This is a genomic window from Roseixanthobacter liquoris (genome assembly GCF_043195135.2).
Classification (GTDB): domain Bacteria; phylum Pseudomonadota; class Alphaproteobacteria; order Rhizobiales; family Xanthobacteraceae; genus NCEH01.
In genome coordinates, this window is the sequence record NZ_CM195537.1 from 2,496,100 (window position 1) to 2,520,978 (window position 24,879).

Annotated in this window: 25 protein-coding genes; 19 read left to right on the top strand and 6 right to left on the bottom strand. The window is 66.2% G+C overall.

What is annotated here, in order from left to right:
- Window positions 1–1,158: a replication initiator protein A gene (locus V5F84_RS11055; RefSeq protein WP_394042538.1), complete on the top strand. Its 1,158-nt coding sequence runs from the start codon at window positions 1–3 to the stop codon at window positions 1,156–1,158.
- A gap of 244 nt (window positions 1,159–1,402) precedes the next feature.
- Here the strand turns inward: V5F84_RS11055 and V5F84_RS11060 are convergent, their stop codons facing one another.
- Window positions 1,403–2,449 (bottom strand): IS110 family RNA-guided transposase, encoded by a 1,047-nt coding sequence (locus V5F84_RS11060; RefSeq protein WP_394042537.1) that lies wholly within the window; start codon window positions 2,447–2,449, stop codon window positions 1,403–1,405.
- Between the two features lie 308 nt (window positions 2,450–2,757).
- On the opposite strand from V5F84_RS11060, the gene parA reads away from it, so the two are divergent.
- The 8 genes from parA to V5F84_RS11100 all read left to right on the top strand — a co-directional run bounded on the left by parA (window position 2,758) and on the right by V5F84_RS11100 (window position 9,974).
- Entirely contained in the window at window positions 2,758–3,411 is a 654-nt protein-coding gene (gene parA, locus V5F84_RS11065; RefSeq protein WP_394042536.1) for a ParA family partition ATPase, read from the top strand.
- On the top strand, window positions 3,408–3,662 hold the full coding sequence (locus tag V5F84_RS11070) for a ribbon-helix-helix protein (protein ID WP_394042535.1): 255 nt from the start codon (window positions 3,408–3,410) through the stop codon (window positions 3,660–3,662). Before parA ends, V5F84_RS11070 begins: the two co-directional genes overlap by 4 nt.
- Entirely contained in the window at window positions 3,659–4,180 is a 522-nt protein-coding gene (locus V5F84_RS11075) for a DUF2840 domain-containing protein (protein WP_394042534.1), read from the top strand. Before V5F84_RS11070 ends, V5F84_RS11075 begins: the two co-directional genes overlap by 4 nt.
- Entirely contained in the window at window positions 4,177–4,722 is a 546-nt protein-coding gene (locus V5F84_RS11080) for a S26 family signal peptidase (RefSeq protein WP_394042533.1), read from the top strand. Before V5F84_RS11075 ends, V5F84_RS11080 begins: the two co-directional genes overlap by 4 nt.
- 45 nt (window positions 4,723–4,767) lie before the next feature.
- Entirely contained in the window at window positions 4,768–5,553 is a 786-nt protein-coding gene (locus tag V5F84_RS11085; protein WP_394042532.1) for a lytic transglycosylase domain-containing protein, read from the top strand.
- A gap of 243 nt (window positions 5,554–5,796) precedes the next feature.
- Window positions 5,797–7,536, top strand: a complete 1,740-nt coding sequence (locus V5F84_RS11090; protein ID WP_394042531.1) for a relaxase/mobilization nuclease domain-containing protein — start codon at window positions 5,797–5,799, stop codon at window positions 7,534–7,536.
- A 24-nt stretch (window positions 7,537–7,560) separates the two neighbouring features.
- Entirely contained in the window at window positions 7,561–9,540 is a 1,980-nt protein-coding gene (locus V5F84_RS11095) for a conjugal transfer protein TraG (protein ID WP_394042530.1), read from the top strand.
- 5 nt (window positions 9,541–9,545) lie between these two features.
- Window positions 9,546–9,974, top strand: coding sequence for a CopG family transcriptional regulator (locus V5F84_RS11100; protein ID WP_394042529.1), 429 nt, complete (start codon window positions 9,546–9,548; stop codon window positions 9,972–9,974).
- A 42-nt stretch (window positions 9,975–10,016) separates the two neighbouring features.
- On the opposite strand, the gene V5F84_RS11105 is transcribed toward V5F84_RS11100, so the two are convergent.
- Together V5F84_RS11105 and V5F84_RS11110 are read right to left on the bottom strand one after the other, a co-directional pair.
- Window positions 10,017–11,324 carry an ATP-binding protein gene (locus tag V5F84_RS11105; protein WP_394042528.1) on the bottom strand — a complete coding sequence of 436 codons (1,308 nt, stop codon included), beginning with the start codon at window positions 11,322–11,324 and terminating at the stop codon, window positions 10,017–10,019.
- Window positions 11,321–11,983: a response regulator gene (locus V5F84_RS11110; protein ID WP_394042527.1), complete on the bottom strand. Its 663-nt coding sequence runs from the start codon at window positions 11,981–11,983 to the stop codon at window positions 11,321–11,323. Before V5F84_RS11110 ends, V5F84_RS11105 begins: the two co-directional genes overlap by 4 nt.
- Window positions 11,984–12,059: 76 nt before the next feature.
- Here V5F84_RS11110 and dsbD point away from each other — a divergent pair, with 76 nt between their 5' ends.
- From dsbD to V5F84_RS11125, 3 genes are read left to right on the top strand one after another with little or no spacing between them, the layout of a single operon-like run.
- The gene (gene dsbD / locus V5F84_RS11115; protein WP_394042526.1) at window positions 12,060–13,904 is read left to right on the top strand and encodes a protein-disulfide reductase DsbD; all 1,845 of its coding nucleotides are present in this window, start codon (window positions 12,060–12,062) and stop codon (window positions 13,902–13,904) included.
- Window positions 13,905–13,932: 28 nt separating this feature from the next.
- Window positions 13,933–14,571: a DsbA family protein gene (locus tag V5F84_RS11120; RefSeq protein WP_394042525.1), complete on the top strand. Its 639-nt coding sequence runs from the start codon at window positions 13,933–13,935 to the stop codon at window positions 14,569–14,571.
- Window positions 14,572–14,584: 13 nt separating this feature from the next.
- On the top strand, window positions 14,585–15,271 hold the full coding sequence (locus V5F84_RS11125; RefSeq protein WP_394042524.1) for a L,D-transpeptidase: 687 nt from the start codon (window positions 14,585–14,587) through the stop codon (window positions 15,269–15,271).
- Between the two features lie 98 nt (window positions 15,272–15,369).
- On the opposite strand, the gene V5F84_RS11130 is transcribed toward V5F84_RS11125, so the two are convergent.
- Entirely contained in the window at window positions 15,370–17,418 is a 2,049-nt protein-coding gene (locus tag V5F84_RS11130) for a c-type cytochrome (RefSeq protein ID WP_394042523.1), read from the bottom strand.
- A gap of 276 nt (window positions 17,419–17,694) precedes the next feature.
- Window positions 17,695–18,450 (bottom strand): substrate-binding domain-containing protein, encoded by a 756-nt coding sequence (locus V5F84_RS11135; RefSeq protein WP_394042521.1) that lies wholly within the window; start codon window positions 18,448–18,450, stop codon window positions 17,695–17,697.
- 223 nt (window positions 18,451–18,673) lie between these two features.
- Here V5F84_RS11135 and V5F84_RS11140 point away from each other — a divergent pair, with 223 nt between their 5' ends.
- The 6 genes from V5F84_RS11140 (at window position 18,674) to V5F84_RS11165 (ending at window position 22,743) form a co-directional block, all read left to right on the top strand.
- Complete coding sequence (locus V5F84_RS11140) at window positions 18,674–19,090, top strand: nuclear transport factor 2 family protein (protein ID WP_394042520.1); 417 nt, start codon at window positions 18,674–18,676, stop codon at window positions 19,088–19,090.
- Between the two features lie 52 nt (window positions 19,091–19,142).
- Window positions 19,143–19,262 carry a hypothetical protein gene (locus tag V5F84_RS11145; RefSeq protein WP_509277207.1) on the top strand — a complete coding sequence of 40 codons (120 nt, stop codon included), beginning with the start codon at window positions 19,143–19,145 and terminating at the stop codon, window positions 19,260–19,262.
- A 231-nt stretch (window positions 19,263–19,493) separates the two neighbouring features.
- A complete protein-coding gene (locus tag V5F84_RS11150) occupies window positions 19,494–19,937 on the top strand; it encodes a DUF305 domain-containing protein (protein WP_394042518.1) in 444 nt (147 codons plus the stop codon).
- 11 nt (window positions 19,938–19,948) lie between these two features.
- On the top strand, window positions 19,949–21,406 hold the full coding sequence (locus V5F84_RS11155; protein ID WP_394042517.1) for a YVTN family beta-propeller repeat protein: 1,458 nt from the start codon (window positions 19,949–19,951) through the stop codon (window positions 21,404–21,406).
- Window positions 21,407–21,436: 30 nt separating this feature from the next.
- Window positions 21,437–21,967, top strand: coding sequence for a sigma-70 family RNA polymerase sigma factor (locus tag V5F84_RS11160; protein WP_394042516.1), 531 nt, complete (start codon window positions 21,437–21,439; stop codon window positions 21,965–21,967).
- A complete protein-coding gene (locus V5F84_RS11165; protein ID WP_394042515.1) occupies window positions 21,964–22,743 on the top strand; it encodes an anti-sigma factor family protein in 780 nt (259 codons plus the stop codon). The genes V5F84_RS11160 and V5F84_RS11165 overlap by 4 nt, the downstream gene beginning before the upstream one ends.
- Window positions 22,744–22,881: 138 nt before the next feature.
- Here the strand turns inward: V5F84_RS11165 and V5F84_RS11170 are convergent, their stop codons facing one another.
- On the bottom strand, window positions 22,882–23,862 hold the full coding sequence (locus V5F84_RS11170; RefSeq protein ID WP_394042513.1) for a hydrogen peroxide-inducible genes activator: 981 nt from the start codon (window positions 23,860–23,862) through the stop codon (window positions 22,882–22,884).
- 114 nt (window positions 23,863–23,976) lie between these two features.
- On the opposite strand from V5F84_RS11170, the gene V5F84_RS11175 reads away from it, so the two are divergent.
- Window positions 23,977–24,870: an MBL fold metallo-hydrolase gene (locus tag V5F84_RS11175; protein ID WP_394042512.1), complete on the top strand. Its 894-nt coding sequence runs from the start codon at window positions 23,977–23,979 to the stop codon at window positions 24,868–24,870.
- Window positions 24,871–24,879 lie beyond the last annotated feature (9 nt).

A 24,879-nucleotide genomic window follows, 5' to 3' on the forward strand; every position in this document is an offset into this window, starting at 1 on the left:
ATGGTGGCGCGGCATCGCTCCCAGCCGGAGCGCGGACAGCTCGATCTGTTCCGCGCGCTTCCCGGCGCGTTCGCGCCACGAGATGCGCAGGATCTCATGGCCTATCCCTTCTTCTCCCTCTCCAAGACCCATCGTATCGCGCCCATCGATTTTGCCGCCGGCGATGTTTCCATCCGGGTCGAGGCCGTGCCTGACCATGGCATGGCGACCATCTGGGACGCCGACATCCTGATCTGGGCGGCGAGCCAGATCGTGGAGGCCCGCGACGCTGGCCTGCGCACGTCGCGCTTCATGGTCGCCACCCCCTATGAGATCCTCAGGTTCGTGGGGCGCGGCACCTCGCTCCGGGACTACCAGCGCCTGAAGGCGGCGCTCGACCGGCTGCAGTCCACCACCGTGTCCACCTCGATCCGCCAGCCGGCCGAGGGACGGCGCCATCGCTTCTCCTGGATCAACGAATGGAAGGAGCGCACCGACCGGGATGGCAGGCCCGCGGGAATCGAGCTCATTGTCCCCGACTGGTTCTATTGCGCCATCGTGGAGGACGCCCTCGTCCTCACCATCGACCGGGCGTATTTCGACTTGACGGGAGGTCTCGATCGCTGGCTCTACCGGCTGGTGCGCAAGCACGGCGGCCGCCAGCACAACGGCTGGCGCTTCGACTTCCGCCACCTCCACCTCAAGTCCGGCAGCCTCTCGCCCTTCAAGCGCTTCGCCTTCGAGCTGCGGGACATCATCCGCCGCCAGCCGCTGCCCGGCTACACCCTGTTCCTGGAGTGTGACGCGGGTGCGCGCACGCTGCTCGCCTTCGAGCCCGCCTGTGGACAACCTGTGAATCCCTTCGTGCCATCGGGAACCCGGTGCCACGTGCCATCAGGAACCGGCCCCTCGTGCTTTCGGGAACCCAAACAGGGGTTAACCCCAAGCCCGAAAACGCAAAATCGCGCTCCTAACTTAGACTCTAACGTACTGACTCTAACTTGTTGTTGTGAGTCAGCGGACTGTGGAGACAACGCCTCTCCATTTCAGTCTGCCATCGGCGGACTGATCCGTAAAGCCGCTTTTACTTGCGAAGACACGCGCGAGCGCACTCCAGAGCGCGCGAACGCCGCCGTCTGCCGCCGCTGCGGCCGTTCCCTTCGACCCTCGTCACGCTGAGGTGCGGCTCATGTCTCTCCGAGGAGCACTCGCTAACGTCCGTGGTCGGCATGGTGTCCGCCACATTCCGGGATCTGGAGACCAGGCGGTCAGGCTAACAAGCGCCGTGCGGTTTCGCCCGAAGGCTGCCGGCAATTCAAGTTTCGATCTCGCCCGTGTCCCCGTCTCCCCGGGAGACGCCGCTCCGCCGTGGCGGAACCTGGTGACGCCGATGATGGGGGTGGCCGGTTCGCTCAGCCCCTCATCATGCGCGCGCGATCCGGCCGCCTTTCAGGCCGACGCCATATCGGAAGGTCGAACCATCGACCCAGATCTTGTGCAGGAGCACGGCCAATGCCCGCGCCACGGCGGTCGCGGCCTTCTTCAGCCCCTTCTTCTTCAAGAGCTTCAGGCCCCAGAGCCGCAGCTTGAAGTTCTTCGGGATGCGCGTGAGGATGGCGATTGCCGCCTCGTAGAGCATAGCGCGCGTCATCTCGTCCCCGCATTTGGAGATGCGGCCCGACCAATCGGTCTCGCCGGATTGGTAGCGTCGCGGCGTCAGCCCGAAGTGCGCGCCGACGGTCACGGACTTTTTGAATCGGCCGGGATCGTCGACGGTGGCGCGGAAGGTCAGCGCCACGATGGCGCCGACGCCGGGCACCGTCATCATCCGCCGCACCGCCTTGTCCTCGCGCGCCGCCGCCAGCGCCAGCCGATGCATACGGGCGAACTGCAATCGCATCGCCGCGCGCGCGGCAAGCAGCGGCTCGACGATCGGTTCGAGCTCGGCGAGGCCGGCGACCAGTTCGCGCACGCGCCCGTCGAACTTGCCAATCGATATCTGCCCGACCTTCAGGCCGAACGGCCGGATCAGGCCGCGGATCATGTTCTCCATGTCGAGCACCTTGCCGAGCAGAGCCTTGCGGCCGGCGAGCAGCATCCGCAGCGCCTGCGCCTCGCGCGACTTGACGTGGACGGGCCGGAACCAGCCGGTGCGCATCAGCTGCGCGATGCCGCGCGCGTCATTCTTGTCGGTCTTGTTCAGCATGGCGTTGAGCGCCGCCTTGGTGTGGCGGGTCTCGATGCAGAACACCGGCAGGCCCTTGTCGTCGAGGGCGGAGAACAGCCAGGCGCTGAACGAGAAAGCCTCCAGTCCGACCCGCTTGAGGTGGACGCCCCATTCGGCCAGGAACAGCTCGATGGCATCCGGATCGGAGGGCAATTTCCCCTCCCGGACCACCTTGCCCTCGCCATTCACCACGCACACGCTGGTCGATTCCAGCGACACGTCCAGTCCCGCATAAAACTCCATGGTTCGCCTCCGTCGCCGATCGCGACGGAGCACCGCGCACCGCCTTCCACGATCGCTTCATGGAGGCATCATCGCCGCAGCCAAAACGCTGGCGAGGGGGCACTGGTCAGTACCCCGGCTAACATAGAGTCTAACTTTAAAAGGCGCGCGGGCGATGTGGATAACCGCGCTCATCTGGACCAAAAGCCTGCCAACCAGTGCACTTCTAAAAGTGAAGGCTTTCCGTCTTTCCGTAAAGACGGATTTCAGGCTCCAGATCCTCTCTCCGCACCCGAGATGATGCCTGCCGACACATCGGGAGATCCCCGATGATCGTCGCGCTGCTCAACCAAAAGGGCGGAGTCGGCAAGACGACGCTTGCCCTGCACCTTGCCGGTGAATGGGCAAGGCGCGGCCAGCGCATCACCGTCATCGACGCTGACCCGCAGGGCTCGGCCCTGGACTGGTCCGAACAGCGGGCCCGTGAGGGCGGCTCCCGGCTCTTCGGCGTCGTCGGCCTCGCCCGTGACACGCTGCACCGGGAAGCCCCCGAGCTGGCGCGGGATGCCGACATGATCGTGATCGACGGACCGCCCCGTGTCGCCGCCCTCATGCGCTCGGCGCTCCTCGCCGCCGACCTGGTGCTGATCCCCGTGCAGCCCTCGCCCCTCGACGGCTGGGCCTCCGCCGAGATGCTGGCCCTCCTCAGGGAGGCCCGCATCTACCGGCCGGAGCTTGCTGCCCGCTTCGTGCTGAACCGGTGCGGCGCCCGCACCGTGCTCGCCCGCGAGACCGCCGAGACGCTGGCCGATCACGATCCGCCCGTGCTCGCGACCACCATTGGCCAGCGCGTCGCCTTCGCCATGTCGGCGCAGTCCGGGCGGCTCGTCAGCGAGCTCGACGCGGACGGGCCGGCGACGCGGGAGATTGCGGCGCTCGCCGCGGAGATCCTCGCTCTTCCCGTCGGCGGGGCCACGCCATGAACGAACGCCCGAACCGACGGGGCTTCGCCGCCCGGCCGGCCGATCCCGAACAATGGGTGAAAGCCACGGAGCCACGGCCCGCGAGCGATGGAAACGCCAGCGCCTTCACCGCGCGGCTCACCATCGATGTCACGCCCGACTTGCGAGGGCGGATCAAGATCGCCGCCTTCGGCCGTGGCCAGACCGTCGCCGACATGCTCCGCGACCTCTTCGCCCGCGAGTTTCCCCCAACCCCAGGAGATGCGTCATGACCGGCACATCAGTGCCCTCTGTTGTTATCGCCTTCGTGCCGGCCGCACCGAACATCGACACGCTGACCCACGTCGAACTGACCTGGATCGAGAAGCGGATCGAGAACTGGATCCGCTTCGGCCGCCCAGCTCATGCGCAGATCCTCGACCGCAGCCGGCGCATCGTCTCATTCGCGCCGGGCAGCATCTTTGCCTTCGTGCGCTGGGCGTCGAACGACTTCGGCACCGTGGTCTCGCGCATCGACGTCGTGCGCGCCGTCGAACCGGGTGAGACTTACCAGACACTGCCCTTCGTGCGCCCCGGCGGGGAGATACTGCTGCGCGCCGACGGCTGGCCGAAGGTCGAGAAGGTACTCCAGCACATCGATGCCGTCGAGGCCATCGGCATCAACGGCGCGGATGTCGCCCCCGACCACTGGCGGCATGTCCACAATCGCCTGATCGCCGGCCACATGCCCCGCGCCTACACGCCGGAGCGCCATCACGCGTGGCTCAAACGACGGGAGTGCGAGGAATGACCCGCTTCGGCTATGTCATGGTCACCTATTTCTCGGTGATGGGGGTGGCGACCGCCGCGCTCGTTCCGACACCGCTCAAGCTGGCGTGGAACGTCTCCGCCAGCGCGCCCGTCGGGCTCTACAACATCGAGCCCGCGCGCAGGCTCGATGTCACGGACCTCCTCGCCATCACGCCGCCGGCAGTGCTCGCCCGCTTCATGGTGGAACGCGGCTATATTGGGCTCGGCGTGCCGCTGATGAAGCGCGTGGCGGCGCTTCCCGGGCAAGAGGTTTGCCGCAAGGACCGCATCATCACCGTCGATGGCGTGGCTTACGGCGAGGCGCTGGAGCGCGACCGCATCGGCCGCCCCCTGCCGGTCTGGCGCGGGTGCCGGCGCATCGCCGAGGGCGAGCTCTTCCTCATGAACTTCGACGTGCCGGACAGCCTTGACGGACGGTATTTCGGGCCGTTGCCCGCCAGCACCGTGATCGGCCGCGCCGTGCCGCTCTACACCGACGAGGCCGGCGACGGGCACTTCGTCTGGCGTGCGCCGACGCGCTGAGCGCGACCGACCACCTTCACCTTCATCACACGTCGAGAGGCCGTCATGCTGCAGGCGGATCCGTTCCCACATGTCTTCACCCCCGTGCGCGTATCGATGCGAGCGCGCGCTCGGCGTCGTGCAATCATCTTCGTCCTCCTTTCCGGAATGCCTTTCAGCTGGTCGGCAGCAGCACTCTCGGCGGAGGGTTCGGCAACACAGAAGCTGCCATCGCCGACCGACCGCTACGCCGATTTCGTCACGGAGGCCGCGGAACGCTTCGACATTCCAGCCACCTGGATCCGCGCCGTTCTGCGTGCGGAGAGCGATGGCGACGCACGCACCACCTCGCCCAAGGGAGCCATGGGGCTGATGCAGATCATGCCCGAGACCTGGGCCGAGCTGCGGATCCACTACGGGCTCGGCGACGATCCCTCCGACCCGCACGAAAACATCATGGCCGGCGCCGCCTATCTGCGGGAGCTGTTCGACCGCTATGGCAACCCCGGTTTCCTCGCCGCCTATAACGCGGGGCCGGGCCGCTACGAAGCCTCCCGGAAGGGTCGCGCTCTGCCGCCGGAGACGCGCGCTTATGTCGACAAGCTGGCGCCCGAAATTGTGCGCGGCGATGCCGAACCGGAAGCACCTGGCCGCTCTGTCACGCTTCCGGCAGAACCGCCACTCTGGGCCGGTGCTCCGATCTTCGTTCTGCAACGGATCCGCACGTTGGCGACGGATCGAACACAGACGGGCAGCGTGCCGCCCGCTCCAGATGTGCGCAACGTCTCCGCCATCGTCCCGCAGTCCAATGGTCTGTTCGTTGCTCGCGGCGGCCCTGGAGGTGCGCCGTGAGTACTGTCGGCATCGTCCGCATCCTGTCGGGCTCTCTCGCGTTCGGGCGAAGGTACGGAAGGGAGACGCAGGTACCAACCGTCCGATGGCGAGATAAAAGGGCGCAAGGTGCGCTGCGGTCGGGCGGTTGTTTTTGCAGGGGGATTTCCAGCCAAACGCACATTGCGCTGCAGATCGGCAATGTGCATCGAGCGCTCAAGCCTTTAGTTTCATTGACGTTCTCCCACATTACGGGATTGCGTCATGGCTGATGAGCGTGAATTCCGCGTCCGGCCGGGCCGTATCCGCTCGTCCCGCGCCCAGCGGGCAAGGCCCTTCATCGCCCAGGCCCTCGCGGCGGCCCAAAAGGCCGGCGGGCACGTCTCCCGATCCGGCCGCATCTCGTCAGGCGCGCGCTCGCACTTCGGGCGCGGCCGGACCGAGAGCATCATCGCCAACCGCCTGCTCACCGGCCGCTCGCGGATCGTTGTGATCAAGACCCGCGTGGTCCGGCATACGGCGCGGGCCACGCCGCTCGTCGCGCACCTGAGTTATCTGCGGCGAGAGGGCGTGACCCGGGACGGAGAGAAGGCCCGCCTGTTCGGGCCGGGCGCCGAGGAGGGGAACGGCCGCGCTTTCGCCGAGCGGTGCGCCGACGACCGCCACCATTTCCGCTTCATCGTCTCGCCCGAGGATGCAGCCGACATGGCCGATCTCAGGTCCTTCGCCCGCGACCTGACGGGGCAGATGGAGAAGGACCTCGGCACCAAGCTGGACTGGGTCGGCGTCGATCACTGGAACACGGACAATCCCCACCTCCACATTCTCGTGCGGGGCCAGACCGATGACGGCCGGGACCTCGTCATCTCCCGCGACTATATCAAGGAGGGCCTGCGCGCCCGCGCGCAGGATCTGGTCACCCAGGAACTGGGACCGCGCACCGACCTCAACATCCGCCGCACCCTGGAGCGGCAGATGGAGGCGGAGAGGTGGACGCAGCTCGACCGCCAACTGGTCCGGGACCAGCGCGAGACCGGCGTGATCGACGTCGCGCCCCACGCCGATCGCCAGCCGGACGGGTTCCACGCCCTGAAGGTCGGACGACTGCGCAAGCTCGAAACCCTCGGCCTCGCCGATCAGGTTGGCCCCGGCCAGTGGGTGATCGACGAGACGGCCGAAGCGACGCTCCGGGCTTTGGGCGAGCGCGGCGACATCATCAAGCGGGTGCACCGGGCCCTGACCGCGCAGGGCATCGAGCGCGGTACAGCAAGCTATGTGCTTTCCGGTGAGCGCCTCGATGCACCTATCATCGGCCGCCTGGTCGACCGCGGCCTCGACGACGAACTGAAGGGCACAGCCTATGCCGTGGTCGACGGCGTCGATGGGCGCACCCACCACATCAAGTTGCCCGACCTCGATGCGGCAGGCGATGGCGCTCCCGGCTCCATCGTCGAGCTCCGGAGGTTCGAGGATGCCCGGGGCCAACAGCGGGCCGCGCTGGCGGTCCGCTCGGACCTCGACATCGAGCGACAGGTCACGGCAGCCGGCGCCACCTGGCTCGACCGGCAAGCGCTCAGTCGCACACCGGTGCCTTTGTCGGAGGGCGGCTTCGGCGCCGAGGTGAGCGACGCCATGGAGCGTCGCGCCGACCATCTGGTCCGGGAGGGTCTGGCCCAGCGCCAAGGCCGGCGCGTTACCTTCTCCCGTGACCTGATCGAGACCTTACGCCGACGGGAGGTGGATGTGCTGGGTGAGAAGCTCGCCGCCGAGACCGGGCAGCCGTTCAACCGCTCAGGAACGGGAGAATATGTCTCCGGCACCTACCGCCAGCGCTTCGCCCTGGCGTCCGGCCGCTTTGCCATGATCGACGGTGGGCTCGGCTTCCAGCTCGTGCCCTGGACGCCCTCCCTCGAAAAGCAGCTCGGCAAGCACATCTCCGGCGTCGCCCGGCCCGATGGCGGCATCGACTGGGACTTCGGCCGCAAGCGCGGCCTCGGCCTCTGACCTCAAGCGCAAAAGGACCGCCGCATGTCCGCGACCAAGATCCTCTGGGGCCAGATCCTCGCCGTCTTCGCCATCGTGCTCGCCACCACCTGGGGGGCGACGGAATATGTGGCCTGGAGGCTGGGCTTCCAGCACCAGCTCGGCTCACCCTGGTTCGTGCTGGGGCATTGGCCCGTCTATTACCCGCCGGCTTTCTTCTGGTGGTGGTATTTTTACGACGCCTATGCGCCGGAGATTTTCACCCAAGGCGCCTTCATCGCCGCCTCGGGTGGGTTCCTGTCCATCGTAGCCGCCATCGGCCTCTCGGTCTGGCGGGCGCGGGAGGCAAGGCGGGTGGAAACCTATGGCTCCGCCCGCTGGGCCGAGCCGGACGAGATCCGCTCAGCCGGTCTCCTCGGCCCGGACGGCGTGGTGCTGGGCCGCCATGGCGGGGACTATCTGCGCCACGATGGACCCGAGCACGTCCTGTGCTTCGCCCCGACCCGATCCGGCAAGGGCGTGGGCCTCGTCGTCCCATCGCTCCTCACCTGGCCGGGCTCGGCCATCGTCCACGACATCAAGGGCGAGAACTGGCAGATCACCGCCGGCTTCCGCGCGCGGCACGGGCGCGTGCTGCTGTTCGACCCCACCAATGTGAAATCGGCCGCTTACAATCCGCTATTGGAGGTCCGCCGCGGCGAATGGGAGGTGCGGGACGTCCAGAACATCGCCGACATCCTGGTGGATCCCGAGGGCTCGCTGGAAAAGCGCAACCACTGGGAGAAGACCAGCCACGCTCTGCTCGTCGGCGCCATTCTTCATGTCCTTTATGCCGAAAGGGACAAGACCCTCGCCGGCGTCGCCGTCTTCCTCTCCGACCCCAGGCGCCCCATCGAGGCGACACTCGCCGCCATGATGACGACGCCGCACCTCGGCGAGGCGAGTCCCCATCCGGTGATCGCCAGCGCGGCACGGGAGCTTCTCAACAAGTCGGAGAACGAGCGCTCCGGTGTGCTCTCCACCGCCATGTCCTTCCTCGGGCTCTATCGCGATCCCGTGGTGGCCGAGGTGACCCAGCGCTGCGACTGGCGCATCACCGACCTCGTGGCGGGCAGACGCCCAACCACACTCTATCTCGTCGTGCCGCCGTCCGACATCAACCGCACCAAGCCTCTGATCCGCCTGATCCTCAACCAGGTCGGGCGCCGCCTCACCGAGGACCTGCAGGCGAAGGCCGACCGCCATCGGCTCCTCCTGATGCTGGACGAGTTCCCCGCGCTGGGGCGGCTCGACTTCTTCGAGAGCGCCCTCGCATTCATGGCGGGCTACGAGCTGAAGAGCTTCCTGATCGCGCAAAGCCTGAACCAGATCGAGAAGGCCTATGGCCCGAACAACTCCATCCTCGACAACTGCCATGTGCGGGTGAGCTTCGCCACCAATGACGAGCGCACTGCCAAGCGCGTCTCCGACGCCCTCGGCACCGCCACCGAGATGAAGGCCATGAAGAATTATGCCGGTCACCGGCTCTCGCCCTGGCTCGGCCACCTCATGGTCTCGCGCTCGGAGACGGCCCGTCCGCTCCTCACGCCGGGCGAGGTGATGCAGCTTCCGCCCGCCGATGAGATCGTCATGATCGCCGGTACGCCGCCGATCCGGGCGAAGAAGGCGCGGTATTATGAGGATGAGCGCTTCCGAGAACGGATCTTGTCGCCACCTCTGCTTGCAGAACCGACCGAGCAGCGTGCCGACGACTGGACCGTCCTGCCGCTGCCCGCACCGTCGCAGCTGAGCCTGATGGTGCAGGGAAGGGATGATGAGGACACGACCGGGTCGGAGCGCCGACAGCAGCCGGAGCTGGCTCGGGTGGTTCCGGTCGAGGAGCCGGCATTACCGCAGAACGAGTTCGAGATCGACCTCGTGGACGAGAGTGAGGACGACCTCGCCCGAAACAGCCGCATGACGCGCGTCATGCAGGGGGTGGCGCGTCAGGTCTCGCTCGACCCCCGCGACGGCATGGAGCTGTGACGGCGATGGCCCCACGCAAGAAGAAGGCGCAGATCACTGTCTATCTCGATCCGGACACCATGGCGTTGCTCGCAGATTATGCCGCGCGCCGGGACCAACCTCAGTCGCTGATCGCGGAGGCTGCCATCGCATCGTTTCTGTCTCCCGACGCTGCCGAGCGACGCGAGGCTGCGATCGCCAAGCGCCTGGATCAGCTGGACAGACGGATGACCCGGATGGAGCGCGACGTCGGCATCTCAGTCGAGACGCTGGCCGTGTTCATCCGCTTCTGGCTTACCACGACGCCGGCACTGCCCGAGCCCGCGGCCCAGGCAGCCAGGGCCAAGGCGGGGGAACGCTATGAGGCCTTCGTCGCCGCGCTCGGTCGGCGCCTTGCGAAGGGACCGAAGCTCGTTCAGGAGGTCTCGGAGGACCAAGCCGCTCCAACTCCGTGACTATCAGCACTGTGCGCAACTGTGTTCGCTCTGCTCAGCGCATCACGGCCACAGGATGCGCGCCCTCAATCCTGATCGATCCCGCCGGTTCTCCAATTCCAGCCGGGTGCCGATACGCGCGGCCGCCATGCTCGCGATTGTGAGGCCGAGGCCGCTGCCGGACAGGTTCCGGTTTCGGCCGCGGAAGAAGCGCTCGGTGACGCGTACGAGTTCATCCTGTGGAATGCCGGACCCCTCGTCCTCAATGCAGAGCCCTTCCGGCAGCCGCCTCCAAGAGATGCCCCCGCCGCCCGGCATGTGCTCAAGGGCGTTCTCATGCAGGTTCCGCAGCACGAGATGCAGCGCTTCGCGATCAGCCTTCAGCGTCAGACCGTTAAGGGCGCGATCGAGATGGACGTCGATGCCTTCCGGGGTGGGTGCCTGATGTATGATCTCGCGTAGCACCGCGCCAATGTCCACGTCGTCCTCCGACGCCTTGCCGGCCGGTGCCGCCTCCAATTTGGCCAGAGCGAGCAACTGGCGCACCAGACGCGCGGACCGGTCCACCGAGACGAGAATCTGCCGGAGCGCCTCTTCGCGCATGGCATCGTCGGTGGCAGCAAGCGCGATCTGCGCCTGCGTCTTCAGACCGGCGAGCGGCGTACGCAGTTCGTGGGCGGCAAAGGCGGTGACGTCGCGCTCATGCCGACGCGCGGCTTCGACCTTGCCGAACAGGCTATTCAGGGCGTCGAGCAGCGGGCGCACCTCGGACGGAGCGTCCCCCGACGCAACGGAGCGCATGTCCTCGCCATCGCGCGTGGCGATCTCACCGGCGATGCGCGCAAGCGGCGCCAGTCCGCGCGCGAGGCTGGCCCAGATCAACACCGCCAGCAGCGGGGCGATGAGAAGCGCCGGCCCGAGCAATCCGGCGATCAGGTCCCGTACCAGACGGGCGCGCAAGCCCACCCGGTCCCCCACCATCACGCGCACGTTCTTCTGCGTGTCGGTGATGGTGTAGACGCGCCAGTCCTCCCCATTCACGACCCGCGAGGAAAAGCCCTGCGCCGAACCCGACAAGGCCTCTTCCGGGGCGCCGGAGGAGCGGGCGAGGAGCTTTCCGTCAAGGGACCAGATCTGGCAGGACAACTGACGCTCGTAGCCGGTTTCGCTGAAGGGCGCTGGCGGCGTCGTGGCGAGGTTGCCGCCGTCCACGAGGGAATGGACCATGCGCGCTGCCTCCTGAAGGCGCGCGTCGAGCACATGCTCAAGCTCCGACCGGCTGGACAGGTAGATCCACCCTACCGCACACAGCCAGATCAGGCCGGTCGCGGCCATCAGCACGAGGAACAAGCGCCGCCGCAGGGATGTCATTCTCCCATCCTCACGCGATAACCCAGTCCGCGCACGGTCTCGATGGCTTCGCGCCCGATTTTGCCCCGAAGATTGTGCACGTGAACCTCCACGGCGTTGCTGTCCACTTCCTCCTGCCAGCCATAGAGCCGCTCCTCGATCTCACTCTTGGAGCGGATAACACCTGGGCGCTCCATCAGAGCAGCCAGCACGGCGAACTCGCGCCGGGACAATGCAACCGGCTCGCCCTTCATAACCGCGGTCAGGCTGGCCGGGTCGAGCACCAGCCCGCCGACTTGCAGGACAGGCCCGGCGCGGCCTTGGCCACGGCGCGCTATGGCCCGCACCCGCGCCGCCAGTTCATCAAGGTCGAATGGCTTGCCGAGATAGTCATCCGCGCCGGCGTCGAGCCCGCGCACCCGATCCGGTGTCTCGTCCAGGGCGGTCAGCATCAGCACCGGGGTCGGATCGCGCCGCGCGCGCAGCCGGCCAAGGACGTCAAAGCCGGACCCGTCCGGCAGCATGACGTCCAAGACGACGGCGTCGAAGCGGCCGGACAGCAGCGCAGCATCCGCGTCCGAACAGGTGGCCACCCCGTCCACGGTCGCCCCAGCGAGATTGAGCCCCACCTTGAGGCCGTTCATCAGCACGGGATCGTCCTCGACGACGAGGATGCGCATGTTTCTCTCCTGCCTGTGATCACCTTATCCGCTCACCTTAAGGCTGGCTTAAGGTGAGCGGCCGAGGGAGCGCCTCATGGTGATGAGAACGCTCCAGATCCTTCAATCAACGCTGCGCTACGCGATCTGCGCTCTGCTGCTTCCAGCGATCGCGGGGACGGCCATGGCGGCCTCCTTGCGCGACCCGCTCGCGCCCGACGACGCCTTCCGCCTGTCCGCCAGCCGCACCGCCGACGGGACGCTGACGCTGTCCTGGCGGATCGCGGCGGGGACCTATCTCTATCGCGAGAGCTTGAAGGCAGAGCGAGAGGGCCGGTCCGTTACCCTCGCGACCCTCCCCGGCGAGAGCAAAGACGATCCCAACTTCGGCGCCGTCGAGATCTATCACGGAGAGGCGGATGCCACCGTGCCCGGGCTGCCCGCCCAGGGCCAGTTGCGCGTGGCATTCCAGGGCTGCGCCGAGGCCGGCATCTGCTATCCGGAAATCGCGCGGACCGTCGATCTGGCGACATTGCGCGTGGAGGCAAGCACAACCGGCTTGCGTCTTCCCGAAGCCGGCGCCCCAACGACAGCCGCAGCGCCGCCTCCCGCCATGGCGGCCGCGATGGACCCCGCCGCTCCGGCCCCCGCAGCAGGCGGTTTCGACGCGGACACGTCAGCCCTGTTCGACCGCAGCGCCCCAATGCTGCTCGCCACCTTCCTCGGCTTCGGCCTGCTGCTGGCCTTCACGCCCTGTGTGTTTCCGATGCTGCCGATCCTGTCCGGCATCCTGGCGGGCGGCGGCGAGAGGCCGTCCCCCGTCCGGGGTTTCGTGCTGTCCGCCAGCTACGGGCTCGCCATGGCGGTGGCCTATGGCGTGCTGGGGCTGGCCGCCGGCTGGTCCGGCGCCAACCTCCAACTGGCCCTGCAAACGCCGTGGGCCCTCGGTGCCATGGCGGCCGCCTTCCTGGCCCTCTCCCTCTCCATGTTCGGCGTTTTCGAACTGGCCCTGCCGCGGGGGCTGAAAGTGCCCTTCATGGCAGGTGAGCGGCGGGCCGGCGGCTCCGTCGCCGGTGCGGCGATGCTGGGATTTTCCTCCGCTCTGGTGGTCGGCCCCTGCGTAACCCCGCCGCTTGCCGCCGCGATCCTCTATGCGGCGCAGAGCGGTGATGCGCTGCGCGGGGGCGCCGCGCTGTTCATGCTCGGCCTTGGCATGGCGCTGCCGCTGGTGCTGGTCTGCGCCTCCGGAGCGCGCATGCTGCCCCGTTCCGGCCCTTGGATGGTGGTGGTACGCCAAGCCTGCGGCGTGCTCTTTCTCGGCATCGCCGTGCTGCTGGCGAGCCGTCTCCTGAACGCCGCCGCGGGGGTCGCTCTGTGGGGGGCGCTGGCCATCGGTCTCGGCGTCTTCCTCGGCGCTTTCAACCGGCCAGGCCGCAGGCCGCTGGCTCGGCTGGCCAAGGCTCTGGGGCTGCTCGGCGTCATCTATGGTGGAACTCTCGTGGTGGGCGCCGCGGGAGGCGCCGAAGACCCCCTTCGGCCGCTTGCCTTCCTCGGCCCGGCGGCTCGCCCCCAGGCCGCGCCGAGAGAGAATGCGCGGGTATCCTCGACCGCCGCCTTCCAGCAGGCGCTGGCCAAGGCCCGCGCGGAAGAACGGCCCGTGCTGGTGTCGTTCACTGCGGACTGGTGCACGGTGTGCAAGTCCAATGAAAAGGTGATGGACGATCCCGCCCTGCGGCAGCGGATGGCCGACCTGCCACGAATCGAGGCCGATGTGACCGCCTATGGTGCCGATACCCAAGCGCTGATGCAGCGCTTCGGGGTGGTCGGTCCCCCCACGCTTTTCCTTATCGGCGCCGACGGTCGTGAACGCGACGGCTCGCGCCTGATCGGAGCCGTCTCGCGCACCGACATCGAGCAACTGATCGCCAAGGCCGGCTCATGACCTGCCACGCCACCCTCACGGAGACGATATGAGACGCAGAACCTTCGTCCACCTCGCCGGTCTGACCCTGCTTGCGCCTGCACTGGCCGCTGGCTGGCGTGGCGAGGCTCGCGCCCAGGTGCAGACCGTGGACGTGGACGGCATCCTGAAAGATCCCGATGCCCCCACCGCCGGCAATCCGAAGGGCGACGTCACCATCGTCGCCTTCCTCGACTACAATTGCCCCTTCTGCAAGAAATCGGCCCCGGATCTGGCACGCGCGGTGAAGGAGGATGGCCGCATCCGCCTCGTCTACAAGGACTGGCCGATCCTCACCGAGGCCTCCGTCTACGGCGCGCAATTGGCGTTGGCAGCCACGTATCAGGGCAAATATGGGCAGGTGCATGACGCGCTAATGGCCATTCCCGGCCGCCAGATCCTGGAGGCCGAAATGCTGAAGGCCATCCAGGCGACCAGCGTGGACATGGATCGGCTGACGGCGGACGTGAACGGCCGTATCAACGACATCGCTGCGCTGCTGAGGCGCACCAACGCGCAGGCGAACTCCCTCGGGCTTAAAGGAACTCCGACCTATCTGGTGGGGCCGCTGCTCGCCTCCACCCTCGATTATGCGAGCTTCAGGCGCGCAATTGCCGAAGCCCGCCGCCAGCAAGCCGGCGCGAAGTGAGGCAGCCACGCACATGACGGTCGCTGTATCCGGCGATCCGCGGCGCCTGTCACGCCGCGCATTGCTCTGCGTTCTCGCAACGCCCCTCGCTCTCGCCGCGTGCGTGACGAACCCGCCGCAAGCTCCTGCCGCTCCCGCTCCGGCGATCGCACCGGCGGACGCCGCGCGCTACGGCGCGGTCGAGGACGGGGGCTTCAGCATCTCCGGCGTAGATCTGAGGGAGATAAAGCCGCGCAACGTGCGCCAACTGGTCCGCGATCCCACAGGCCAGGCCCCCGGTACGCTGGTGGTCGATCCCAAACGACGGCTTCTCTATCTCGTGCAGGAAAACGGCATGGCGCTGCGATATGGCGTCGGCGTCGGCCGCGAGGGCCTCGAATTCTCTGGTACCGCCAATGTCGGCTACAAGCGCACCTGGCCGAGTTGGCGTCCCACCGACGCGATGATCGCGCGCGAGCCGGAGAAGTACCGCCCCTGGCGAAACGGCATGGCCGGCGGCGCCGATAATCCGCTGGGCGCACGCGCCCTCTACCTCTTCAAGGATGGCAAGGACACGCTTTACCGCATCCATGGCACCACCGAACCGTGGTCCATCAGCGAGGCGGTTTCCTCAGGCTGCATCCGCATGATGAACCAGGACATCATCGACCTTTATGGCCGCGTCCCGGATGCAGCGAAGGTGGTGGTGGTGCCCGGTTGACGGTTATCCCACTCCGTCCAATCGTCCCGTGACGGAAGGGATAGGTGTACGCCCGGGCTCTCCAGCCCGGGCGTACGTTTCCTATGATGTGTCAGAGATCAGTAGCGCGCATCCGCCGGCTTCTTGTCCTTCGGCCAGTCGTTCACCTTGGCTGGGAAGTCTGGACGCGGCATGTGGGTGAAATATTCCGCCACATCCACCGCATCCTGGTCCGACAATCCGCCCTGGCCGAGCGGGAAGCGGGAGTGGAAGCCGATGGGCATGTTGCGCTTAACAAAGGCCGCAGCAGTATAGGTCCGCGCCATACCGGCGCCGATGTTGAAGGACTCATCTCCCCAGAGTGGGGGATAGACGGACAACCCCCGAGCGTCCTTGAGCCCCTCGCCCTTCGCACCGTGGCAGGCGGCGCAATGATCCGCATAGACTTGGCGCCCGTTGTCGATATCTGGCTTGATGTTCGGGTCGATCTTCCCGACGCCGCGCCCCTCAATCTTGTCGTCGGGCTTCGTTTCCCGCTTCATCCAGTCGAAATAGGCGACCATCGCCTTCATCTCATCGCTGTCCTTCCCGAGCGGCTTACCGTTCATCGAGCGGAAGAAACAGCCATTGATGCGGTCCTCAAGCGCGATGACGCGGCCCGCCCGCTGGGCGTAGCTCGGGAAGAAGGCCGAGACACCAACATAGGGCGATCCGTCCGCCACCGTGCCGGCGTTGAGATGGCAGGACGAGCAGTTCAGCACATTGCCGACGTTGTTCGGCAGCAGCGTGTGCGTCTCGGTGTTCAAGCGCATCCCCATGACCAGTTGGGGTGCGTTGGGCTCATGCAGGATGTCGGCAACGCGCGGCGTCTCGAAGGGTCGCGTGTCCACTTTGGGGTCGAGGCTTGCCCGAGCGGTCTTCACCAGTGCGTTCGTCACGGCTGGGGCATTGGCCCCCCAATTGCTACGGACGAAAGAGAGGATTTCCGCAATCTCGTCATCCCCGAGGCGCGCGAAGCCTGGCATAGTGAAAACGCGCTTGTGGGTCGTCGTCTCCGCGGTGGCCCACCCTGTTAGCGTGATGTGCACCAGCGTGGACGGATCCTTTGCCTCAATCGTAGGATTGCCGACGAGCGGCGGGAAGATGCCGGCAACGCCGCCGCCATTCAGTCGGTGGCAGTCGGCGCAGAACTGCGCATATGCAAGCCCTCCGCGCGTGGTGAACATGGCGGAAGGTACTCCCTCCAGCGGTTCCTGCGGCGGGTTGCCCTCATAGGGATGCTCGGAGGGCAGCGCCTTCAGGTAGGTCGCGATGGCGACGAGGTCGGTATGCGTGAAGTGTTGTGTCGAGTTATGGATCACTTCCGTCATCGAGCCGGACACCGTGGCGTGGTGGTTCTGACCGGTCTTCAGCAGTTCCACGGTGTCCGCGACGGTCCACAGGTTGCGCAGGTTGATGGCGTTCCACCCTTCGACCTTCGAGCCGGTCAGGAAGCGCTCCCCATCGCCATCCTTGTCGGACAAAACAACTTCCTGGAAGCCGATGCCGCGCGGCGTGTGGCAGGCGCCGCAATGTCCGAGCCCCTGCACGAGATAGGCGCCGCGGTTCCAAGTTTCATCCTTGCTCGTATCGACCAGAAAGGGCTGGTCCTTGTGGAAGACGACGTTCCAGAACGCCAACGCCCAGCGCTGATTGAAGGGAAAGCCCATGCCCGAGGGCCGATTCGGATTTGCGACCGGAGCGACGCCCTTCATCATGTAGGCGTAGAGCGCATACATATCCTCCGGCGATATCTTCGCGTAGGACGGATACGGCATCGCCGGATACATGTGCGTCCCGTCCGCCTTGACACCCTGGCGCATGGCGCGATCGAAGGCGCCGAAGCTGTAGCCTCCGATGCCAGTGGCACGGTCAGGCGTGATGTTCGTCGAGTACAGAACGCCAAACGGCGTTTCGAGCGGACGCCCTCCCGCCATGGAAACCTGTCCGCTGGAGGTGTGGCAGGCGATGCAGTCGCCGAGCTCAGCTACATACCGGCCCCGTTCGATCAGGCCAGCCTCCTCGCCCGCCATTGCGGGCTGATTCAATTCCTTCACCGGCGGCGGCGTCACGATCCACCAGAACACTCCGCCGCCCGCCGCAGCGGCAACGATTGCCGCTGCGAACAAGCCTCTCCATCTCAATGTGCGCCTAACCGGCATGCCGTCATGCATCGAACGGCCTCCTCTTCGCAGAGGAAGTTCCGGGACGCGCGCAAGCGACCGCCACTCCCCTTCAGGTCGTGACGCATCATGTGGCGACAGTCCCTCGACCCCTCCGTTACTCGTCCCGTAAGTGGGACCATAGGAAGAGATCCGTCCGCCGCGTTGATGTCCCGCAAACGGCGCGCCAGTAACGCATGGAACGTGTGGTTATGCCGCATGGCCTGCGCAGCCGTCCGGCTCCTATGGCGTCGTCCACCCCCACTTCCTGAAGATCGCCGCGCCTTCGCCGCTCTTCAGGAAGGCGACGAAGGCCGCCGCTGCCGGCTTCTGCCGAGCGCGTTCCGTCAGAACGACACCGGCATCGCGCCAGATGCGGTGTGCATCGTCGATTTCAACGATGTCCGCGAGCGCCGGATTGGACACCTGCCAGATGTTCCAGATAAGCCAAGCATCATAGCCCGCATCCTCGGTCCACGTCTTACGCGCGACGGCGCTATTCGCAGCGAAGGTGCCGATGTTGGCGCGCAGGTTCCGCACTGACGCAATGTCGCCGGTACGCCCGGCAACATCCTCCCACAGGCCGGTCTGGCCAGCACCATGAACGACGAGAACCTTCATGCCCGGCTTGGCCAAATCCCCGAGTCCCTGGATCTTTTTCGGGTTGCCGGGCCGCACGAGAATGGCGGCACGCCTCAGGTAGAGCGGTTCGACATTCTCGCTGCGGATCTGTCCATTCATGGTCGACACGAAATCCGTCATCATGGATTCCGAACCGCTGAAGATGATATCCGCATCGGTGCGCGCCCGCTCGATCCACGAGGGCGTCGGTCCCGCGGTGACAGCGAGGTCGATTCCCTTCTGTCGTCCAAACGCCTCAGCGGCTTCCTTCATCGCGGGCAGAGGCCCACCAGGGCCGTAGACATTAAGGTCGGCCGCCCACCCGGCGGCTCCATATGCAAACACGAAGGCGGCGGTAAGCACCAGTTGCCTGAACATGCGCTGTTTCTCCTGCATGGCTTTTCACGCCATGTTGAGACTCCGGAACATGGCCGTTTATTCCGCCCCCTTCCCGTCATGTGCTCACGTTCCCGAGAGGTCGGCCCGCAGCGGTCGGCATTGACTGGCTTCGAAAGATTTTACGCATGCGACGGAATAAGCCGACGCACGATGGCGTCTTCATGGTGTCCTCACCCTTTCCAGAAGGACCAGGAGCCCAGCCATGCGTTGTTTCCTTGCCGCCGCCGTCCTCGTGACATCCGCCATGCCGGTGCTCGCCGGCCCCGCCAGCGACATGGCGAAGAACCGTATCGAGGCGGTCGCCAAGGGCGATCTCGCCGCCATCACCTCCACCTATGGTGACAAGACCGAACTGCACTGGATCGGCGGTCCGCTCGACGGCACCTATGCCGGTGCCGAGCCGCTAAAGACGGTATGGAGCAAGTTCGTCACCGCGCAGGGCAACCAGACCGCCGCCATCGCGAGCCTGTCGGAAGCCGCGAACCCGAAGGGCGCGACCGTGAGCGCAGATGTGACCTTCACCGGTAAGAACACAGTCAAGGTGCGCTATATCCTCGTCTATCGCGACGGCAAGCTCACCGACGAAATCTGGCAGGTGAACCCCAACGCCACCTACTGAACCTACCAAAAGCCGCTGTCGTGGACGAAGCCGCCGCCTCCTGGAACCGCCGATACCTGCGTTAAGGCGCTATGCCTACGCGCTCACGCGGAACCACGTGGCGGCGGATGACCTCGTTCAGGGCACTGGAACGGGCGCTGTCGCGATGGATGCTGCGCCGGCGCGAAGGTGACCTGCGCGTCATCGGAACTCTCCGTTGCGGTGCGGATACCGGTCTGATTCCCTCAGCGCGCCTTCTATGCCCCTCGGCCGGAGGTTCTTCGTCCCACCGTCCTCGTGCGGTTTCGAAAATATTCGTGACCGGCCGGAATAAATCGGCCGCTGTGGAGTCCACTCTCCCAAAGGCGCCATTGCACCGGGAGGGAAAGCCGTGCGTTTCCGACATCTATCTCGCGCTGGCCTGATGGCTGCCGTCTTGTGTCTTCCCGGCCCCGTTTGGGCGCAGGAGGTCCCGCCGGCAGGTGCCGTCCCGGCAGCGGCGGCCGACGAGACACCTTTCCTCGCCGAGAACGGTGCCGCCATGAACAAGATGATGGCGGACATGGACGTGAAGCCGACCGGCGACGTCGACGTCGATTTCACCGCCATGATGATCCCCCATCACCAAGGTGCGATCGACATGGCCGTGGCCTATCTGCGCTACGGGCACGACGAGCAACTGCGACGGCTGGCGCAGGAGATCATCGTCGAGCAGCAGCAGGAGATCGCCGCGATGCGCCTCGCGCTCGGCCAGCCATTGCCCCCCTCAGCCCCGGCGCCGACACAGCCCGTCATGTCGCCGGCGACCGCGCCCACCTCTGTCCCTGCCACGCATGCCCACTCGGGCATGCAGATGCCGATGAAATAGGACGCATCTCCATGACATATCGCCTCTTTTCGATCCTGCTCGCCAGCACCGTCCTGACCTGCGCGGCGCCCGCCTTCGCCGGCCAGGCGCCGTTCGCTTCATCCGCTTCGGACATCGCGGTGAGCAGCCGGGATCGCGTCTATGCCGCCGAGCAATTCTCGAACACGATCTCCGTCACCGACCCGGGAACCAATAAGCTGGTCGGCGTGATCCGCCTGGGCGATCCGCAGCCCGGCAATTTCAGCCCGCTCTACAAGGGGCAGGTGCTGGTGCATGGCATGGGCTTCTCGCCCGACCGCAAGACCATCGCCGTGGTCTCGATCGGCTCGAACTCCGTCACCTTCATCGACACTGCCACCAATGCGGTGAAGCACACCACCTATGTCGGCCGCTCGCCCCACGAGGCCTTCTTCACGCCCGACGGCAAGGAGGTGTGGGTGACGGTGCGCGGCGAGGATTACGTCGCCGTGCTCGACGGCACGACGTTCGAGGAAAAGACCCGCATCAAGGTGCCGAACGGCCCCGGCATGCAGATCTTCTCGCCCGACGGCAAATATGGCTATGTCTGCTCGTCCTTCATGCCGGAGACCGTGGTGATCTCGGTCGCCGACCACCAGATCGTCGGGCGGGTGAAGCAGGCAAGCCCGTTCTGCCCGAACATCGCGGCCACCCCGGACGGCAAGCAGGTGTGGTTCACGCTGAAGGATATCGGCAAGACCCAGGTGTTCAACGCCCAGCCGCCGTTCGACCTCATCAAGACCATCGACACCGGCCCGATCACCAATCACGTCAATTTCGCCCACAACGCCAACGGCACCTTCGCCTATGTGACGATCGGCGGGCTGAACGAGATCAAGGTGTTCCGCACCGACGACTTCTCGCAGATCGCGACCATCCCGGTGGGCAATCTGCCGCACGGCATCTGGCCCTCGGGCGATGGCTCACGGGTGTATGTGGGCCTTGAGAATGCCGATGCGCTCGCCGCCATCGACACCCTGACAAACAAGGTGATCGCCACCATTCCGATCGGGCAGGCGCCGCAGGCGGTCAATTATGTGCCGGGCGCGGTGCCGGAAGGCGACGGCACGGCCGGTCTCCAGCCGCTCGGCGTTGCCGGGCAGGCCGTACATCTCGCCCTTGCCGGCAAAGGCAAGGCGGGCGAGAAGGAGCCGACCAGCGTCTCGCTGTTCGACCAGGGCCTCATCCAGATCCTGCAGGCCTCGGTCACCGGGCTTGAGCCGAAAAAGCCCTATGTTCTGGCGCTGGCGAGCCGGCCGGACGGTGCGGGGGCGCTGGAATCGCTCTCCGCCTTCATGACCAATCCGGCCGGTTCCGCCATCGTCAACGCCGCCGGCCCGATCCGCCAGATCGTGCAGAACGACGTCAAGGACGGCCGGCGCTATCTTGTCATTGCCGAGGGCACGGCGGCGCAGCCCGGCCCCGTCGTGCAGCGTCAGACGCGCGAGTGAGAGACGAGAATCCTTGACCAGGATGCCAGCATGACCGCTGAGATGACCCGTCTCATCGAGCCTCTCATTCCCGCACTGCGGCGCTATGCGCGCGCGCTGCTGCGGGACCGGGCGGCGGCCGACGACCTGGTCCAGGATTGCCTGGAGCGGGTCATCGGCCGCTGGCACCAGCGCCGGGCCGAGGGCGAGACGCGTGCCTGGATCTTCGCCATCCTCCACAATCTCGCCATGACGCGGCTGCGCCGCGCCGCCAGCCGGCCGCAGGCGGTGCCCCTTGAGCTGACGAGCGAGGCCGATCTCGCCGGCCGCGCCTCGCAGGAGGATGCGCTGCGCTGCCGCGACGTGTTGTCGGCGCTGTCGCGCCTGCCCGACGAACAGCGCATGGTGCTGCTGCTCGTGGCCGTCGAGGATCTCAGCTATGCGGAGACGGCGAAGGTGCTGGACCTGCCGATCGGCACGGTGATGTCCCGCCTGTCGCGGGCGCGCGAGCGGCTGCATCTTGCAATAAGCGAAGAGGTGCGGCCTGAAGGCGAGCGCCCGCATCTGCGGAGAGTGAAATGAGCACACGGCCGGTCACCGAAGACGATCTCAACGGCTATGTCGACGGGAGCCTCGGCGACGAGCGCCGCGCCGAAATCGTCCTTTATCTCGATGCGCATCCCGAAGTGGCCGCGCGGATCGGCGCCTATCGCAGGGAGCGCGACAGGCTGCGCACGGCCTTCGCGCCGATCGCCGAGGAGCCCTTGCCGCCCGAGCTGGACCTCGGGCGCATGATCGCGGCGAGGCGCCGCCCGGTCGCCCGGTCGCGCTGGGCGATGGCGGCCGCCGCGGTGCTTCTGCTGGGCGTGGGCATGGCCGGCGGCTGGTCGCTGCGCAACATGAGCATGGTCCCTGCGGGAGGTCTCCAGGCGCTCGGCCGCGAGGCTGCGATAAACTACGCTGTCTATACGCCGGATCGCGTCCGGCCGGTCGAAATCCGCGCCGATGACCGCGCGCAACTCGTTGCCTGGACATCTCATCGGCTGGGGCGCCCCGTAGCGATCCCCGACCTCGCCACGGCGGGCTACCGGCTCATGGGCGGCCGCGTCGTGGCCACCGAGCACGGGCCGGCGGCGCTGTTCATGTATGACGACGATCATGGCGGCAGGCTCGTCGTGTTCTCCCGCCCCATGACAACGGAGCAGGATGCGCCGATGACGGCCCATGCCGACCGCGGCGTCAACGGCTTCAGCTGGTCGGACGGCGGGTTGGGCTACAGCCTCGTGGGTGCCGCCGCCCCCGAGACGCTGCACCCGCTTGCCGATGAGGCGCGTCGGCAGATCCGCAGCGACGCCTGAAGCGAGGAGACCCGGCATGCTTGCCGCTTGGCGCGCGCAACTCATCCGCCCTGCCTGACCGTCAGGACAAATCAACGAATTGCCTGCAAGGCCCAACTCTATGTCATCAGAGTTGTTCAAGCAGGGGGAACCAGGTGATCAGGTACGAGTGCGCGAACCTTTCTTCTCCCCATTCGCCGGCCTCGGCGGCGGAATCTGCGGTCTCCAGGGTCGCACGTTGGCTTCCGCCCACTCCCGGATCAAGGTGCCCAGGCGGCGGAACGTATCGGCGCGGGCCGACTGCTTGCGCCAAATAAGACCGATCGTGCGTGCGTTAGCGGTGTCAAGAAGCGGGCGGACCACGACTGAGCTTCCGTTCAATATTCCGCCGTTGATCGCAAGATCGGGAAGGAGCGTGGTTCCAAGCCCCTCGGCGACCATGGCGACGAGGGTGTGGAGGCTTGTCGCGGAGAAACTGGTGATCGTCTTTTCCGGCGCGCTCTGGAAAATTGGCAGGGCATGGCTGTGAAGGCACTGCTCCCGCTCCAGAAGCATCAGCGCTTCGCCTTCGATGGTGTCCATGCTGACATGATCGGCACGGGCAAGCCGGTGGTCGCCGGCGCAGGCGAAGCGGTAGGCATCATCGAACAGCATGAAGGTCTCGCAGCCCTCGGTTTCATAGGGAAATGCCATCAGCACGAGATCGAGCCGGCCGGCGTTCAGCCAGTCGAGCAGGGAAAGGGTCTTGTCCTCACGTAGGGTCAGGCGCATCTGCGGATAATGGCTGCTGATGTAGGGCACGAGGCGCGGCAGCAGGAAGGGGCTGATGGTAGGGATCACACCCACTTCAACGAGCCCCGACATGGGGTCGGCCGCGCTCGCCGCCACGTCCATCAGTGCTTCGGCCTCTCGGAGGAGCAGTCGCGCCCGTTCGACGATGCGGTGCCCCGTGGCGGTAATGATCACCGACCGCTTGGTGCGCTCCGCGACGGGTACCCGCAGGAGGACCTCAAGTTCCCGGATGCCGGCGCTCAGCGTCGATTGCGTAACCGCGCAGGCGATCGCAGCGTGGCCGAAATGGAGATGATCGGCGAGCGCCACCAGGTATCGCAATTGGCGTAAGGGAGGAATCGGCCGCATACAAATCGCCTTTCTCGATCACAATAAGAATAAATATTCGATTTTATGAATTTATAAAAGGGCATATCGATTGACGCATGCCAGATCGCGGCTTCGCATTCCGAGGATCTCCCCATGCATCCAGTTGCTATGCCGGCCCCCGCGCCACTGCGCCCCGTGGTGACGGCCTTTGTCGACGCACCGACCCATACCATCAGCTATGTGGTGAAGGATCCGCTTTCGAGCGCGTGCGCCGTCATCGATCCCGTCTTGGACATCGATTACGCGGCCGGTCGCATCGACTACGAATCCGCCAACGAAATCATCGCTTTCGTGAGAACTCACGGACTGAAGGTCGAATGGCTGATCGAGACCCACGTACATGCCGACCACCTTTCCGCCGCGCCGTACATCCAGCAGCAACTGGGCGGACGGATCTGCATCAGCGAGCGCGTCACCTTTGTGCAGGACACGTTCGGCAAGGTCTTCAACGAGGGCACCGAATTTCGGCGCGACGGCAGCCAGTTTGACCGTCTGCTGGCCGATGGGGACACCTATTCCATCGGCGGGCTTACCGCCACAGCCAACCTCACGCCGGGGCATACGCCGGCCTGCATGACGCACGTGATCGGCGACGCAGCCTTCGTGGGCGACACCCTGTTCATGCCGGACAGCGGCACGGCCCGCGCCGACTTTCCCGGTGGGGACGCCCGCCAGCTGTATCGATCAATCAAGCGGGTGCTCAGTCTGCCGGCCGAAACGCGGCTTTTCATGTGCCATGACTATGGCCCCAACGGCCGAGACATCCGCTGGGAGACAACAGTCGCAGAGGAGCGGGTCCACAACATCCATGTACGTGATGGCATCGGTGAAGATGAGTTCGTTGCCATGCGCACCACCCGCGATGCCACGCTCAGCATGCCAAAGCTGATCATTCCGTCACTGCAGGTCAACATGAAGGCAGGACGATTGCCGGATCCGGACGAGACCGGTAGGCGCTTCCTCAAAGTGCCGCTCGACAGCCTTTGATCCCCCTCC

What these genes read in the sequence shown, in the direction of transcription:
- V5F84_RS11080 (WP_394042533.1), top strand. Translation starts at nt 4,177, where the DNA reads ATGACCCGCTTCGGCTATGTCATGGTCACCTATTTCTCGGTGATGGGG.
- V5F84_RS11120 (WP_394042525.1), top strand. Translation starts at nt 13,933, where the DNA reads ATGAGACGCAGAACCTTCGTCCACCTCGCCGGTCTGACCCTGCTTGCG.
- parA (WP_394042536.1), top strand. Translation starts at nt 2,758, where the DNA reads ATGATCGTCGCGCTGCTCAACCAAAAGGGCGGAGTCGGCAAGACGACG.
- dsbD (WP_394042526.1), top strand. Translation starts at nt 12,060, where the DNA reads ATGGTGATGAGAACGCTCCAGATCCTTCAATCAACGCTGCGCTACGCG.
- V5F84_RS11090 (WP_394042531.1), top strand. Translation starts at nt 5,797, where the DNA reads ATGGCTGATGAGCGTGAATTCCGCGTCCGGCCGGGCCGTATCCGCTCG.
- V5F84_RS11135 (WP_394042521.1), bottom strand. Translation starts at nt 18,450, where the DNA reads ATGTTCAGGCAACTGGTGCTTACCGCCGCCTTCGTGTTTGCATATGGA.
- V5F84_RS11110 (WP_394042527.1), bottom strand. Translation starts at nt 11,983, where the DNA reads ATGCGCATCCTCGTCGTCGAGGACGATCCCGTGCTGATGAACGGCCTC.
- V5F84_RS11150 (WP_394042518.1), top strand. Translation starts at nt 19,494, where the DNA reads ATGGCTGCCGTCTTGTGTCTTCCCGGCCCCGTTTGGGCGCAGGAGGTC.
- V5F84_RS11160 (WP_394042516.1), top strand. Translation starts at nt 21,437, where the DNA reads ATGACCGCTGAGATGACCCGTCTCATCGAGCCTCTCATTCCCGCACTG.
- V5F84_RS11070 (WP_394042535.1), top strand. Translation starts at nt 3,408, where the DNA reads ATGAACGAACGCCCGAACCGACGGGGCTTCGCCGCCCGGCCGGCCGAT.
- V5F84_RS11170 (WP_394042513.1), bottom strand. Translation starts at nt 23,862, where the DNA reads ATGCGGCCGATTCCTCCCTTACGCCAATTGCGATACCTGGTGGCGCTC.
- V5F84_RS11100 (WP_394042529.1), top strand. Translation starts at nt 9,546, where the DNA reads ATGGCCCCACGCAAGAAGAAGGCGCAGATCACTGTCTATCTCGATCCG.
- V5F84_RS11165 (WP_394042515.1), top strand. Translation starts at nt 21,964, where the DNA reads ATGAGCACACGGCCGGTCACCGAAGACGATCTCAACGGCTATGTCGAC.
- V5F84_RS11140 (WP_394042520.1), top strand. Translation starts at nt 18,674, where the DNA reads ATGCGTTGTTTCCTTGCCGCCGCCGTCCTCGTGACATCCGCCATGCCG.
- V5F84_RS11060 (WP_394042537.1), bottom strand. Translation starts at nt 2,449, where the DNA reads ATGGAGTTTTATGCGGGACTGGACGTGTCGCTGGAATCGACCAGCGTG.
- V5F84_RS11105 (WP_394042528.1), bottom strand. Translation starts at nt 11,324, where the DNA reads ATGACATCCCTGCGGCGGCGCTTGTTCCTCGTGCTGATGGCCGCGACC.
- V5F84_RS11095 (WP_394042530.1), top strand. Translation starts at nt 7,561, where the DNA reads ATGTCCGCGACCAAGATCCTCTGGGGCCAGATCCTCGCCGTCTTCGCC.
- V5F84_RS11125 (WP_394042524.1), top strand. Translation starts at nt 14,585, where the DNA reads ATGACGGTCGCTGTATCCGGCGATCCGCGGCGCCTGTCACGCCGCGCA.
- V5F84_RS11155 (WP_394042517.1), top strand. Translation starts at nt 19,949, where the DNA reads ATGACATATCGCCTCTTTTCGATCCTGCTCGCCAGCACCGTCCTGACC.
- V5F84_RS11175 (WP_394042512.1), top strand. Translation starts at nt 23,977, where the DNA reads ATGCATCCAGTTGCTATGCCGGCCCCCGCGCCACTGCGCCCCGTGGTG.
- V5F84_RS11075 (WP_394042534.1), top strand. Translation starts at nt 3,659, where the DNA reads ATGACCGGCACATCAGTGCCCTCTGTTGTTATCGCCTTCGTGCCGGCC.
- V5F84_RS11055 (WP_394042538.1), top strand. Translation starts at nt 1, where the DNA reads ATGGTGGCGCGGCATCGCTCCCAGCCGGAGCGCGGACAGCTCGATCTG.
- V5F84_RS11085 (WP_394042532.1), top strand. Translation starts at nt 4,768, where the DNA reads ATGCTGCAGGCGGATCCGTTCCCACATGTCTTCACCCCCGTGCGCGTA.